A 13,218-nucleotide genomic window follows, 5' to 3' on the forward strand; every position below is an offset into this window, starting at 1 on the left:
TCATAAATTCAAATTGGTGAGGCTATGACGCCCGCTGCGGCGGAAAAGTTTTTTTCGTTTGGTGAAGGAGTCTATCCCTTTCCCGCGATGCCGGGCGCTTGAATGTGGCTGAAATGTGGCTTTCGCTACGCCAATGGGTTTATTCGGCACATGGCTGTTTGCGACCGCCAACGGTCTTTGACAAATTTCGGCCGGAATGACCTTGATCATTTCGCAGTGCAGCAACTTGCTTGGTGCGGTGTCGGCCCTATGTGCCCACCGGACGGCTCTTCAGGAGAAAGAATGGCGACCTTTACGATCATTATCCCCTTTTATCAACGCGAGGACGGCATTCTTCGCCGCGCGTTGGCCTCGGTCTTTGCGCAGAGTTTTCAGGACTTCGATGTGATTGTCGTCGATGATCAGTCGCCTTATCCCGCCGAGGACGAGTTGAATCCGCTTGTCGAAGAGCAGAGATCGCGGATTGCCGTCGTGAAGCAGGCGAATGCGGGACCGGGCGGGGCGCGTAATACCGGCCTCGACAATGTTCCGGCGGCAACGCGCTTCGCAGCCTTCCTCGATTCCGACGACTTGTGGACGCACGAACACCTGCAGAATGCCTATGATGCGCTGCAGAGGTTCGATGCCGACTGCTATTGGGCGTCGATCCACGGCGGCGAGGAATTCGATTATCATTTCAGCATCGCCGACCTGGAGGCCAGCGAAAAGGCGGTACGCCTTTGCGAACACCCACTTCTGCTTGAGATTCCGGATATTGCCAGCGTGATGCTCAAGAACTGGGCCTTCCTCCACATGTCGTGCATGGTCATCGGCCGACCGCTGATCGAGAAGGTGCGCTTCGACGCTGCGCTGCGGCTGGCGGCGGAGGACGTGCTGTTCTTCTGCGATTGCATGCTTGCGGCGCGGCGCGTTCTTCTTTGCGTGGAGCCGGGGGCCTTGCGCGGCGAGGGCATCAATATCTTTCACGGCGTCGACAACGATTCACCGCAGTTTCTCAAGCAGCAGTTCATCACCTGGATGGCGCTCGACCGGCTTGAAAGCCGCTTTTCGAAGCGCCCGGTCGAAATTGAGACCATCAAGGCCTACAAGAACCGGGCGCGGAAGCAGGCGCTCTGGAGCCAGGCGCGGCTGGTGCGCAGGCGCCGCCTGCCGGACTTCCAAATGCTGGCCCGCTGGGCGTGGCGCGATCCGGCCCTGTTTGCGAGCGCTCTTCAGATCGCCGGCGGCAAGCTTTCGAAGTAGCGCTGGCTATTCGGCCGGTGAGGCCAGCAGATATCTGAGGCCGCCGGCGCCTCTGGTGGCGATCTCGACTCCACCGGGGCTGCGGAACCGTTCCGTTTTGTCCATGAAGATGCCGCTGGCAATCGCCGGAACGGCGAAAGGATGGGCGAAGGCGTAGCGCAAGGCCGCACCAGCGCCCGACTGCCTCTTGATATCGAGGAAATGGCGAAGCTCATATTTGCCGCGGGCATGCCTCTCATGGCGGCGGACGGCCGCGGCGGCTTCCGGCGTCAGGCTGCCGCTGGCCAGAATCGCTTGGTCGGCTTCGTAGAGCTTGCGGAGGTCCTCTGTCCGGTGGCTGCCGCTCAACGAGTTGCCACGCACGACGGCGCCGTAGCCGCAGCTATGGATCACCTTGTAGCGCGCGCCGTTTGCCAGGGCCCGGACGTAGATGTCGTAGTCCTCACCGAGACGCATCTCCTCGCGATAGCGCAGCTTGTGAGTATCGAGAAACGCGCGCCGCATCACCGGTTTCAGGAAGCCGATTTCGCCGCGCCGGACGCCCCGCTTCGAGATATTGCCGTCGATGAAGGTCACCAGGTCGAGAAACAGGGGACGGTCCGGGAAATGGTCGAGTTGCTGAGGCGCGCGCATCACGGTCTCTGCCTCGACAAAGGCAATGTTGTCGGCGACGAAATCCCAGTCATCCTCTGCAAGCATGCGGCTGAACCGGCCTTCGAAAAAGAAATCGTCGGCATCGAGAACGCTGATCAGCGGCGCGGTGGAGATTTCGATCGCGTGATTGCGGGCGGCCGATGGGCCTCTGTTCCTCTCGAAGGAAACGACGTTCAGGCGACTGCTGCCGTCATCGGCAGATCTGGCGGCGCCGGCGGTCCCATCGCTGGATCCGTCGTCGATGACGACGACTTCAGCCACTTCTTTTTCCCGTAAAGCCGAAGCGACAGCCATTCCGATCGTATCGGCCGCGTTCTTGGCGGCGATGATCACGCAAACACTTGCCTGAGCCATTTCAACCACGTCGTACCCTCCGTTGTCTCGCGCAAGAGTTAGGACGTCGCCGCGTCGGCGGCAATGTAAAAAACCTTCAAAAGATTTTACGGGATCGTTCCGGCGCTATCGTTGACCGCGCGAAAAGACTTGTTCTTAACGGTTGAAAGGCTCGGAGCCATTGAAGGGCGAGACAGGAATCTTCTCGTTGTCGTCGCTGCGGGACGGTACATGGGATACCGCCATGGTGCCTTGCGTGTTGCGCGCCTTCGCTTCCTTCCACACGAGGAAAAGCACGCAACCGAAATAGCCGATTTGAAGGAGAACCGCACAGATCACCGTGTCGATCAGTGTCGTCGTCAGTGAGCCGTTTAGCCAATAGGTCGCAACCGCAAAAACGGCTAAAGCGCCGATCATGCTGACGAAAACGCGAGGTGCATACATAGCCTTGCCTCCCTTGGGGAGGTTCGTTCAATGAACAGTCATTGAATTCGGGCTTCCTCCCTAAGGACCCTTTACTTTGTATATTTTAGAAGGCTCCTCGTTTCAACCGAACGAGGACATTCTTTTTCATCCATTGCCCCTTTTCTACAGTATTCGGTTTAAGGTTTCTTTCCCGTTTTGGGTAAAATCGACGACGCCTCGTTAAGGAATGCCGTGAGGGCATTCGGGTAGCTAAATGTGTCGATTTTACTCCAGGTTGTCCGAATTTTGACATTGCACGCAGTACTTTGCGTCACATTTGCCTACCGAACCAACGCATGAGAGACAAATGCGTTCAACTTTTATTACAAAGTTTTCATCTAAATCGATTTGAGTGTGCGGCGCAAAATTGATGGTGCAACGCAATAAATTGGCGATAAGACAATATAGTTGACCTACTCCGGGTAGTGCCCTCATGGCTTAGCCAAATGTCACCCGGAAGGCGTAGAAAGATTTATTCTTCAATCTTTTTGCGATGCGAAGCAAATACGAAGACCTTTAGTGCGCCGCACAGAGTCTATTCAAAAACATTGCATGCTTTGAATATGAAATTTAGAGAACCCTTAAAAAAAGAAATGTGATCAAGACACGCCTGAAACGGGCCGTTACACAATCGCCATGAAATTGTGGCTTAAAAAAACAAATTCCGCCCATACACTCCTTATTCGTCAGCGCTAGCTTAGCGGCCTGGGCATACCGACCAAACGGCAAACATAAGTGGAGTTAACTCTATGAAGTCTGCGACGAGATCGGACGATACGCCATTCTTTGGCGTGGTTCATGCGAATGCGTTTCCGCCGACCGGCGGAATCATGAAGCGGGCATTCGATATCTCAGCTGCCTCGCTCGGGCTCCTTTTCCTGAGCCCGATATTTTTAATGGTGATGCTGCTCGTAAAGCTCTCCGACAAGGGGCCGGCTTTCTATGGGCATCGCCGTATTGGCCACAACGGCCAGGAGTTCCGTTGCCTGAAGTTCCGGACCATGGCCGTCAATGGCGACAAGGTCCTGCAGGAGCATCTGCGCAACAACCCGAAGGCAATGGAAGAGTGGTGCGCAACGCGAAAACTGCAGAACGATCCGCGGGTGACCGCGGTCGGAAGCGTGCTTCGCAAGCTCAGCCTTGATGAACTGCCCCAGCTCATCAACATTCTCCGCGGCGAAATGAGCGTTGTCGGGCCGCGGCCCGTCGTTCTTGACGAACTGGAGCTCTACGAGTCCTCAGCCGTCTACTATCTACAGGCGCGTCCGGGCCTTACCGGCCTTTGGCAGATCAGCGGACGCAATGATGTGTCCTACGCTGCCCGCGTTGCTTTCGATACTCACTACGTCGAAAACTGGTCGCTCATCCGCGATGTGAAGATCATTGCACAGACGATTCCCGCCGTCTGCATGCAGCGCGGCAGCTACTGAGAAGCCGCCTTCCATATACGCCAAGTAACGTACGGTACTGCTTTTGGCTTGCCGTGCCGATTTACGAGGAAGACTGAATGAGAGAAATCCTGTTGCGCCGCAACTTGCTTGAAAATTCGTTTATGCACGGCCTCGCTTTCGTTGCGGGGCTTGGCATATTGATCGGGTCCTCCGGCTTTGCCCGGGCTGCCGACTACCAGCTCGGCACCATGGACAAGCTGCGCATCCGCGTTGCCGAATGGCAAACGGCGGAAGGCGCGATCCGCGACTGGTCAGTGGTGAGTGGCGATTACACGATCGGCCCCTCAGGCAGCCTTTCACTGCCATTCGTAGGCGACCTCCCAGCCTCCGGAAAGACGACGGATGCAATCGCGAAGGAAATCGGCGTCGCGCTGCAGAAGCAGTTCGGCCTCAAGGACCGGCCGTCGGCATCCGTCGAGCTCGCTCAATTCCGGCCGGTCTTCATGACCGGCGATGTGGAAAACCCCGGCGAATATCCCTTCGCGCCCAATCTGTCAGTCGTGAAGGCCGTCAGCCTGGCTGGCGGCCTGCGGCGGGCCGATGCCGGCCAGCGCTTTGCCCGCGACTTCATAAATGCCAAGGGCGATGCCGTCGTCTATACGACGGAACGCAACCGGCTCATTGCCCGCAAGGCTCGGCTGCAGGCGGAAATTGCCAAGAGCGACGCGATCGAAATGCCGAAGGAACTCACGGATCTGCCCGAGGCAAAGGCCCTGCTTGCTAGCGAAACGGCATTGATGAGTACGCGCAAGAAGCGTCTCACACTGCAGCTTCAGGCACTGGACGACCTGAAATCGCTGTTGCAGGCCGAAATCGAGTCTCTCGGCAAGAAGACCGAGACGCAAACGCGCCAGCTCGAGCTTGCCAAGGAAGATCGCGACAAAGTCGAAAACCTTGCCGAGAAAGGCCTTGCGCTCAGCGCCCGAAAGATGGCCGCCGAGCAGCGCGCCGCCGATACCGAGGCAACGCTTCTCGATATCGATACCAACATCTTGAAGGCCAAGCAGGACATCAGCCAGGCCAATCAGGACGAGATCACCCTGCGGAACGACTGGGACGCCAAACTGTCGCAGGAATTGCAAGACACGGAATCCGAACTCGATACACTCAATCTGAAGATTGCGACCAGCGATGCATTGATGTCGGAAGCCCTGGCACAATCGAACGACGCCGCCCGCTTCGATCCTCAGAATGCCGCGAGCATCAGCTATTCCATCGTGCGGGAGGTTGACGGCCTGTCGAAGGAAATTCCGGTCCAGGAAAATACCGCATTGCAGCCGGGCGACCTGATCAGGGTCACCGCCGGGGTTGCAATGAGATAGCGGAGACCCGTATGCGGATCGCCAAATCGTTGCTGATAAAACCGGGGGAGAACGAGCTTTACGCCATTCCGGCGGTTGCGCTCTCGCTCTTCTGCTTCGCCTACTCGATCCGTTTCGGACAGGTGGCGATCCTGTTTTACTATGCCTTGTGGCTGCCGCTCGTCGCCGTCAATTATCGCAAGGTGCTCGGCAGCTACAGCCGGTTCATCTGGCTGTTCGCCTTTGCCGCTTTCGCTTTCCTCTCCGTCTTCTGGTCGGCCGTGCCGAGCGTGTCGCTGAGGGCGAGCATCCAGTATCTGACGCAGGTGATCTGCGCGCTGATTGCCGTGCGCGTGCTTGATGTCCGGACGCTGACGCTCGGATCGGTGGCGGGTGCGGCGATCGTGCTGCTCTATTCGATCCTCTTCGGCTACTACGAATATGACGTGCTCGACGGGACCTACAGTTTCGTTGGCGCCTTTGCGTCGAAGAACCAGCTCGGCTTTTATGCGTCGCTGGGCATCATCTTCGCCTTTGCCGCCGTCTTTATTTATGGCGAGCGACGCCTCTGGATGATGGCGTCGGGCGTGGTCGGGCTCATGGCGGCCTATTGCCTGCTTGCCTCGCAATCGGCCACCTCGGTCATCACGACGGCGGCGATCGTCGCGCTGCTGATAGGCTTTCGCGTCGTGCTCATGTTGTCGCCGCAACAGCGCAAGCTGCTGGTGGTCGGCGGCGGCGTCGCGGCTGTCATCCTGGTAGTAGCAGGTGTCTATCTGGGCGCTATCGACGCGGTGCTCGGCATCTTCGGCAAGGATTCGACCCTGACGGGCCGCACCTATCTCTGGCAGCAGGGTATCGAGGCTGCGGCGCAGAACCCGGCCATCGGCATCGGTTATCAGGCTTATTGGGTTCAGGGCTTCGCAGAGCCCGAGCGGCTATGGAAGGAATTCTTCATCGCCTCGAGAGCCGGGTTCCATTTTCATAATACCTATATCGAGACGGCCGTCGAACTCGGCCTGATCGGCGTGCTCATCCTTGCTGTCACGATCATCGCGACCCTCTGGGGGCATCTGCGCCGGCTGATCGAGGATGTGCGCAACGATGAATCCTATGTTCTTTTCGGTATCACCGTGCTGCTTCTGATCCGTTCGTTCGTGGAGATCGACGTTCTGACGCCCTATAACGTCGGTACCTTTCTTCTTTATTTTTCCGCGGGAAAACTTGTCGGCGCGCGCCAGCGCTCGGCGATGGCCGGCCTGCAGCGTTACCAATCTGCTGCGACCGTGCGTTCCTGATTTTTTGCATGTACGCCGCCGAACGTGGCGTGATGAGGGATATGCATGAAGACCCTATACGGGATCCAATATTTGCGTGCCTTTGCGGCACTGGCCGTTGTCGTTTTCCACGCGGCAGAAAGAAGCGGCGGGCATTTCGCGATTGGCTCCGCCGGCGTCGACGTCTTCTTCGTCATCAGCGGCTTCATCATGTGGGTGATCAGCGACCGCAAGCCCCTGACGCCGCAGCGCTTCCTTCTTGACCGCATCCGCCGTATCGCACCTTCATACTGGCTGGTGACGGTCATCATGATCGGCGGAGCGCTGGCAGGATTGTTTCCGAACCTGAAGCTTGACGCTGGCCATGTCCTGGGCTCGCTCTCCTTTGTTCCCGTGCGCTCGCCGAGCAGCGGCGAGATCTGGCCGGTCCTAGTCCAGGGTTGGACGCTCAATTTCGAAATGTTCTTTTATGTCCTGTTTGCAGGCGCGTTGTTCCTGCCGCGCCAGTGGCGACTGCTTTTCCTCTCCGTGGCGTTCGGTTTCTTCTTCCTGATTGGTCTCATATGGAAGCCGTCTTCGCCGATGCTCGCCACCTACACGCGGCCGATCATCCTGGAATTCCTCGGCGGTGTCATCATCGCCGAACTGTGGCTGCGGCGTTGGATCGCTGGCAACAGCCTCGGGCTTGCCTGTGTCGGCGCCGCACTCTGCGGTTTTGCGGCGATTCACCTGATAGGTGCCGAGTTCGACGAATTCATATGCGGGCCGCTTGCGATGGCGCTGGTGTTCGGCATGGTCTCGCTGGAGGCAGACGGCAGCATCGGCCGCGTCCCGGTGCTCACCTATCTCGGCGACGCATCCTATTCCATCTACCTATGGCACACGCTCGCCATATCGGTCGCAATCAAGGTTGCTGCCGGCATCCTCGGCATCCCCGGCAGCCTTGCGGTCGTTGTGGCTATCTGCAGCGGAACGCTCCTCGGTGTCGCGGCCTACGAAATGATCGAAAAGCCGCTGCGCAAGCTGCTGTGGGACGGAGAACTCAAGCGCCGCCCGCTTGCAAGGCGCCCTTCCTAATCAGGTTGCTCCTTCAGCCGCGGCTGGTGCCGGTTCGACGGGCTTGCGCCGACGGGCGCGCAGCACGACGTAGAAGACCGGTGTCAGGAACAGGCCGAAGATCGTGACGCCGAGCATGCCTGAGAAGACGGCGGTGCCGAGCGACTGGCGCATTTCCGCACCTGGCCCCGTCGCGATCATCAGCGGCACGACGCCGAAGATGAAGGCGAATGCGGTCATCAGGATCGGGCGAAGGCGCAGATGGCTGGCTTCAATCGCCGCCTCCACCGGCGTCTTGCCTTCCTCTTCGGCTTGCCTTGCGAATTCGACGATCAGGATCGCGTTCTTCGCCGCAAGGCCGATCAGCACGATGAGGCCGATCTGCGTCAGGATGTTATTGTCCATGGCGCGGAGATGGACTCCCAGCAGCGCCCCAAGGATCGCGAGCGGCACGATCAGGATGATTGCCAGCGGCAGCACCCAGCTTTCATATTGCGCTGACAGCGCCAGAAAGACGAAGATCACCGAAAGCCCGAAGATATAGATCGCGGTATTGCCGGTGCTTCTTTCCTGGAAGGCGATCTCCGTCCATTCGAACGTCGTTCCTGCAGGAAGGGCGTTCTCGGCGAGTGCTTCCATCTTGTCGAGGGCGCTGCCGGTCGAGGTTCCCGGGGTGGCATTGCCCTGCAACGGCACCGACACATACATATTGTAGTGCTGGACAAGCGCAGGGCCGCTGGTATCGCGGATGTCGACTAGCGTACCGAGCGGCACAAGCGCGCCGGTCGCCGACCGCACCTTGAGCGCAAGGATATTGTCACGCTCGATGCGGAACTGTTGATCTGCCTGCGCGCGAACCTGGTAAACGCGGCCGAAGGCGTTGAAATCGTTGACGTAAGACGTGCCGAGATTGATGGAGAGCGTGTCGAAGATATTCGGGATCGGCACGTTCAAGGCGCGGGCCTTGTCGCGATCGATCTCCAGGAAGTATTGCGGGCTTGATGTTGAGAAGGTGTTAAAGACGCCTGTGAGCCCCTCCGTCTGGTTTGCCTGGCCCATTATTTGATTGGCAATCCCCAGCACGCGGCGCATGTCGGCGCTTTCGCGATCCATGAGCTGCATCTTGAAGCCGCCGGCATTGCCGATGCCGGCGATCGGCGGCGGCGGAATGGCGATAATAAAAGCCTCCTGAATGCTCTGCAGGCTGCCGTACAATTGACCTATGATTTGGTTGGCGTTCTGGCCGTGCTCCAGCCGGTTTTCGAACGTATCGAAAGCCGCAAAGACAACACCGGCGTTTGACGCATTGGTAAAAGTCGCGCCGCTGAAGCCGGAGAAGGCAACGGCGTTCTTGACGCCAGGCGTATTCCTGATGATTTCCGATGCTTGCTGGATGACGGCGTCCGTGCGCGCGAGCGAGGCGCCTTCCGGCAATTGCACCACGACGATCGCGTAGCCCTGGTCCATGACAGGTACGAAACCACGGGGCACGATCGTACTCATATAATAGGTGGCGCCAAGCAGGCCCGCGAAAACGAGAAGCGCAACTCCGCACGCCGTCCAGGTCCGCACCGTGTGCCGGACGACCCACGAATAGCCCGAGCTTGTCTTGTCGAAGCCAGTGTTGAAGCCGTTCGCAAGTGCGCGGCCGAACCGGGAAATCGGGTTTCGCCGTTTTTCATGATGTTCGTGCGGCTTTAGAACGATCGCCGCAAGTGCCGGTGACAGCGTCAGCGAATTCAGCGCCGAGATGGCAGTGGCGACCGCAATGGTGACGGCGAACTGCCGGTAGAACTGGCCGGAAATGCCTGGAATGAAGGCCGTCGGGACGAAGACCGCGATGAGGACCAGCGAGATTGCCACGACTGCGGTGCCGACTTCGTTCATCGTCACATGTGCCGCCTCCCTCGGCGTCATGCCCTTCGCGAGATTTCGCTCGATATTTTCGACGACGACGATCGCATCGTCGACCACGATGCCGATCGCCAGCACGAGGCCGAAGAGCGTCAGCATGTTGAGCGAGAAGCCGAATGCGAGCAGGAAGGCGAAGGTGCCGATCAGTGACACCGGGATCGCGACGATCGGGATGATCGCCGTGCGCCAGGACTGCAGGAAGACGAGGACCACCAGCGCCACGAGGAGCGCAGCTTCACCGATGGTCTTGTAGACCTCGTTGATCGATTCCGCGATGAATTCCGTCGGATTATAGACGATGTCGTAGGAGAGCCCCTGCGGGAAATCCTGCGACAGGTCCTGCATCGTCGTCTTGATCGAATCGGCGGCAGCCAGCGCATTCGTTCCGGGACGGGAGAAGATACCGAGGGCGACCGCCGGTTTGCCGTTCAGATAGCTGTTTGTGACGTAGTCCTTCGCGCCGAGCTCGATACGGGCAATGTCCTGCAACTGCACGAGACGACCGTCCGCAGTCGCCTTGACGATGACATAGCGGAATTGCCGCGCATCTGAGAAACGGCCCTCGGTCGTGACCGTATATTGGAATGCATTGGTGCCGGAACTCGGCGGGCCACCGATTGAGCCGCCCGACACCTGGACGTTCTGGTCCCGCAGTGCCTGCACCACATCGCTGGAGGTCATGCCATATGCTGCAAGCCTCTCCGGATCCAGCCAGATGCGCAGCGAATATTCGCGTTCGCCGAAGATGAGCACATCGCCCACACCATCGAGGCGGACGAGCGTGTCGCGAATGCGGGTGCGAGCATAATTCGAAACGTAGAGCTGGTCGTAGCGAGAGTTCGGCGACAGTACATGCACGACCATCATCAGATCGGGCGAGCTCTTGGCCGTGGTGATGCCGATGCGGCGGGCCTCCTCCGGTAGCCGCGGTTCGGCAATGCCAACGCGGTTCTGGACGAGAACCTGAGCTTTGTCGAGGTCGGTGCCGAGCCGGAAGGTGATGGTGAGCGCCATGGAACCGTCCGCTGTCGAATAGGAAGACATGTAAAGCATGTCCTCCACGCCGTTGATCTCCTGTTCGAGCGGCGTCGCAACCGTGCTGGCGATGGTTTCGGCATCCGCACCCGGATAGGAGGCGCGCACGACGATGGTCGGGGGCGCAATCTCGGGATATTGCGCGACGGGCAACTGGAAATAGGCAATGCCGCCGACAATCAGCAGCACGATGGAGAGCACCGAGGCGAAGATCGGCCGGTCGACAAAGAAATGCGCGAACCTCATTGCGCGAACTCCATGCCTGCGGCTTCCGGTGGGATGTCCTCACGGCTCTGCGGCAGCTCCGTCATCTGCGGCGTGATCTTGGCTCCGGGGCGGGCGCGCATCAGGCCGTTGACGATGATCGTCTCCTTGCCGTCCATGCCTTCGCGGATGGCGCGGTAGCCGTAAAGCCGCGGGCCGGGGCGCACGGGCTTGGTGGAAACCGTGCCGTCTTCGCCGACGACGTAGACGACGCGCTCATTCTGGTCGGTTCCGATCGCCTCATCCGGCACGAGAATGGCTTTGTAGACGTTGGATGCTTCTGCCTGCACGCGGCCGAAGAGGCCGGGCAGGAGCACGAAGTTCGGATTGGCGAAACGGGCGCGGACACGCATCGTGCCGGTCTCGTTGTCGACACGGTTTTCGGCGAAATCGAGCTTGCCTGTGAACGGTTTCTCATTGGCATTCGTGATGCGGACTTGCACCTCAAGACCGCCGCCGCCCTGCTGAAGGTCGCTGCCTCGGGCACGCGCCGTCTGCGCGAAGTTCAAGAGCCGGCGCTCGTCGACGTCGAAATAGAAGTCGATCGGATCGAGCGAAACGATCGTCGTCAGCACCGACTGGTCGGCCTGGACGAGGTTGCCGGCGGAGATCAGCCGGCGGTCTATCCGGCCGCTGATCGGAGCCGTGATCTTCGTATATTCCAGGTCGAGCGCGGCGCGATCGGCCGTGGCCTGGGCACCGCGGACATTGGCCTGTGCGGAAACCCATTCGCGGCGCCGGTCATCGAGCGTCGAGACCGACTGGCTGCCGCTGGTGGCAAGTGATTCAGCGCGTTTGAACTGCGCCTCGGCGTAAATCAATGTCGATTTGGCGACTTCAAGTGCAGCGGTTGCTTCATTGAGCGCGGTGACGAAGGGGCGCTGGTCGATGACGAAGAGTAGGTCGCCTTTCTTGACCATCGCGCCATCGGTGAAATGGACTTCCTGCAGGTAGCCGCCGACGCGCGATCGCACGGAGACCTCGTCGACAGCCTGGAAGCGGCCGATGAACTCGTCGCTGTCGACGACATCGCGAACGACGGGTTTTGCAACCGTGACGGGCGGGGCAGGCGGGGCTTCCTGGGCAATCGCGACGATCGGCGAAAGCATGGAAAGGCAGGCAAGCGTCAGTATGTTGCGAAGAGAGTAAAGCATAACGATCCCCCATTCTGGGCGGCCGGTATGCCGCCAAACTTATGCGGTAACGATGCGATTCATATCTGCTGTGTCAAACCCGGCTTTCCCGCGTTCGTCTTGCTGTCCTGGTCACACAGCATGCCGTCCGGCAGGCGTGCCAGCATGCAAAAAGGCCGAAGTTCTGCTCCGGTAACTCTCTGAAATCGGACTATAAACGTCAGTGGACAAAAATTGCAAACGTCAATCGCCGGCAGTTTGAGAAACTGACCGGGATTACCGGTTTCGACAATCAACTCTTGCCAGCGACGCTCCAGACACCCGAATTCCTGGTTTCGGAAGCTGGCCTTAACCGTGCCCTGCGGAATCGACGATCATCGCCTGTATGGACGACTTCAAGCTGCTGATGCTGATTCGCTCGCGGTGATGCCGCTGGCGCTGCTCTTGCGCAAGCCCAAGGCTGCGCCCGTATCAACGGACCACAGCGGTGATGGAATGATCAGCGGAACGGCTTGCTCAGATATCGCGAGCCCTGAATGCCGAAGCGCCATGGAGCTTCGGCATTTTTCGTTATGCCGATGCGCAGGCCCGAGATGATCGGAACTGGTGCGGAGGGCGAGATCGAAAAAGGCGGGCGATCGAGAAGACGGTTGTTGATGGCGATGTCGATATCGAGCGCCTGGCAAAGCTTGCCGGGACCGCTGCAGAGCTGGGTGAGCACATCGGTGCCACGGCGCTCGATCATATGGGCGATGCCATTTTCAGGTTCAAGCGCGCGGATCAAAACGGCCGAGCCTGGCGTGCAGACGAAGTTCAGGCACCAGTACATGCCGTAGATGCGGTAGATGTAGACGTTACCCGGCGGGCCGAACATCGCGCCGTTGCGCCTGGTCGGGCCGCGGAAACTGTGCGAGGCTTCGTCATGCGGGAAATAGGCCTCCGTCTCCGTGATGCGCCCGCCCATGCCGTTGACAAGCAGGTGGCAGCCGATGAGATCGCGGGCGACGGCGATCGCGTCGCGCTCGAAGAAGCTTCGGAGGTCGCCGCCGGTCAAGGCAGCCTTTCCAATGGCACTCTTATTCGTCATTCAAGT

At 59.2% G+C, this 13,218-nt stretch carries 10 protein-coding genes; 5 read left to right on the forward strand and 5 right to left on the reverse strand.

The window, feature by feature from the left end; genetic code table 11:
- Positions 1–282 precede the first annotated feature (282 nt).
- Positions 283–1,242, forward strand: coding sequence for a glycosyltransferase family 2 protein (locus BN1800_RS13445; protein ID WP_086998190.1), 960 nt, complete (start codon positions 283–285; stop codon positions 1,240–1,242).
- 6 nt (positions 1,243–1,248) lie between these two features.
- Here the strand turns inward: BN1800_RS13445 and BN1800_RS13450 are convergent, their stop codons facing one another.
- Together BN1800_RS13450 and BN1800_RS13455 are read right to left on the reverse strand one after the other, a co-directional pair.
- Positions 1,249–2,250: a glycosyltransferase family 2 protein gene (locus BN1800_RS13450; RefSeq protein WP_086998193.1), complete on the reverse strand. Its 1,002-nt coding sequence runs from the start codon at positions 2,248–2,250 to the stop codon at positions 1,249–1,251.
- A 135-nt stretch (positions 2,251–2,385) separates the two neighbouring features.
- Positions 2,386–2,673 carry an exopolysaccharide production repressor protein gene (locus tag BN1800_RS13455; protein WP_027510100.1) on the reverse strand — a complete coding sequence of 96 codons (288 nt, stop codon included), beginning with the start codon at positions 2,671–2,673 and terminating at the stop codon, positions 2,386–2,388.
- A 770-nt stretch (positions 2,674–3,443) separates the two neighbouring features.
- Between BN1800_RS13455 and BN1800_RS13460 the strand changes: the two genes are divergently transcribed.
- The 4 genes from BN1800_RS13460 to BN1800_RS13475 all read left to right on the forward strand — a co-directional run bounded on the left by BN1800_RS13460 (position 3,444) and on the right by BN1800_RS13475 (position 7,800).
- Entirely contained in the window at positions 3,444–4,124 is a 681-nt protein-coding gene (locus tag BN1800_RS13460; RefSeq protein WP_027510101.1) for a sugar transferase, read from the forward strand.
- Positions 4,125–4,246: 122 nt separating this feature from the next.
- Positions 4,247–5,467, forward strand: coding sequence for a polysaccharide biosynthesis/export family protein (locus tag BN1800_RS13465; RefSeq protein ID WP_280173952.1), 1,221 nt, complete (start codon positions 4,247–4,249; stop codon positions 5,465–5,467).
- A gap of 11 nt (positions 5,468–5,478) precedes the next feature.
- A complete protein-coding gene (locus BN1800_RS13470; protein ID WP_086998199.1) occupies positions 5,479–6,744 on the forward strand; it encodes an O-antigen ligase family protein in 1,266 nt (421 codons plus the stop codon).
- Between the two features lie 45 nt (positions 6,745–6,789).
- On the forward strand, positions 6,790–7,800 hold the full coding sequence (locus BN1800_RS13475) for an acyltransferase family protein (RefSeq protein ID WP_086998202.1): 1,011 nt from the start codon (positions 6,790–6,792) through the stop codon (positions 7,798–7,800).
- On the opposite strand, the gene BN1800_RS13480 is transcribed toward BN1800_RS13475, so the two are convergent.
- The 3 genes from BN1800_RS13480 to BN1800_RS13490 form a co-directional block, all read right to left on the reverse strand.
- Positions 7,801–10,974: an efflux RND transporter permease subunit gene (locus BN1800_RS13480; protein WP_027510105.1), complete on the reverse strand. Its 3,174-nt coding sequence runs from the start codon at positions 10,972–10,974 to the stop codon at positions 7,801–7,803.
- On the reverse strand, positions 10,971–12,146 hold the full coding sequence (locus BN1800_RS13485; protein WP_086998205.1) for an efflux RND transporter periplasmic adaptor subunit: 1,176 nt from the start codon (positions 12,144–12,146) through the stop codon (positions 10,971–10,973). Before BN1800_RS13485 ends, BN1800_RS13480 begins: the two co-directional genes overlap by 4 nt.
- Positions 12,147–12,624: 478 nt before the next feature.
- Complete coding sequence (locus BN1800_RS13490; RefSeq protein WP_086998209.1) at positions 12,625–13,212, reverse strand: DNA-3-methyladenine glycosylase; 588 nt, start codon at positions 13,210–13,212, stop codon at positions 12,625–12,627.
- Positions 13,213–13,218 lie beyond the last annotated feature (6 nt).

Origin of the sequence: Rhizobium sullae (assembly GCF_900169785.1) — a bacterium.
In the GTDB taxonomy this organism is placed as follows: domain Bacteria; phylum Pseudomonadota; class Alphaproteobacteria; order Rhizobiales; family Rhizobiaceae; genus Rhizobium; species Rhizobium sullae.

Excerpts from the sequence above, each read along its gene's own strand:
- BN1800_RS13445 (WP_086998190.1), top strand. The coding sequence starts at position 283 with ATGGCGACCTTTACGATCATTATCCCCTTTTATCAACGCGAGGACGGC.
- BN1800_RS13450 (WP_086998193.1), bottom strand. The coding sequence starts at position 2,250 with ATGGCTCAGGCAAGTGTTTGCGTGATCATCGCCGCCAAGAACGCGGCC.
- BN1800_RS13455 (WP_027510100.1), bottom strand. The coding sequence starts at position 2,673 with ATGTATGCACCTCGCGTTTTCGTCAGCATGATCGGCGCTTTAGCCGTT.
- BN1800_RS13460 (WP_027510101.1), top strand. The coding sequence starts at position 3,444 with ATGAAGTCTGCGACGAGATCGGACGATACGCCATTCTTTGGCGTGGTT.
- BN1800_RS13465 (WP_280173952.1), top strand. The coding sequence starts at position 4,247 with ATGCACGGCCTCGCTTTCGTTGCGGGGCTTGGCATATTGATCGGGTCC.
- BN1800_RS13470 (WP_086998199.1), top strand. The coding sequence starts at position 5,479 with ATGCGGATCGCCAAATCGTTGCTGATAAAACCGGGGGAGAACGAGCTT.
- BN1800_RS13475 (WP_086998202.1), top strand. The coding sequence starts at position 6,790 with ATGAAGACCCTATACGGGATCCAATATTTGCGTGCCTTTGCGGCACTG.
- BN1800_RS13480 (WP_027510105.1), bottom strand. The coding sequence starts at position 10,974 with ATGAGGTTCGCGCATTTCTTTGTCGACCGGCCGATCTTCGCCTCGGTG.
- BN1800_RS13485 (WP_086998205.1), bottom strand. The coding sequence starts at position 12,146 with ATGCTTTACTCTCTTCGCAACATACTGACGCTTGCCTGCCTTTCCATG.
- BN1800_RS13490 (WP_086998209.1), bottom strand. The coding sequence starts at position 13,212 with ATGACGAATAAGAGTGCCATTGGAAAGGCTGCCTTGACCGGCGGCGAC.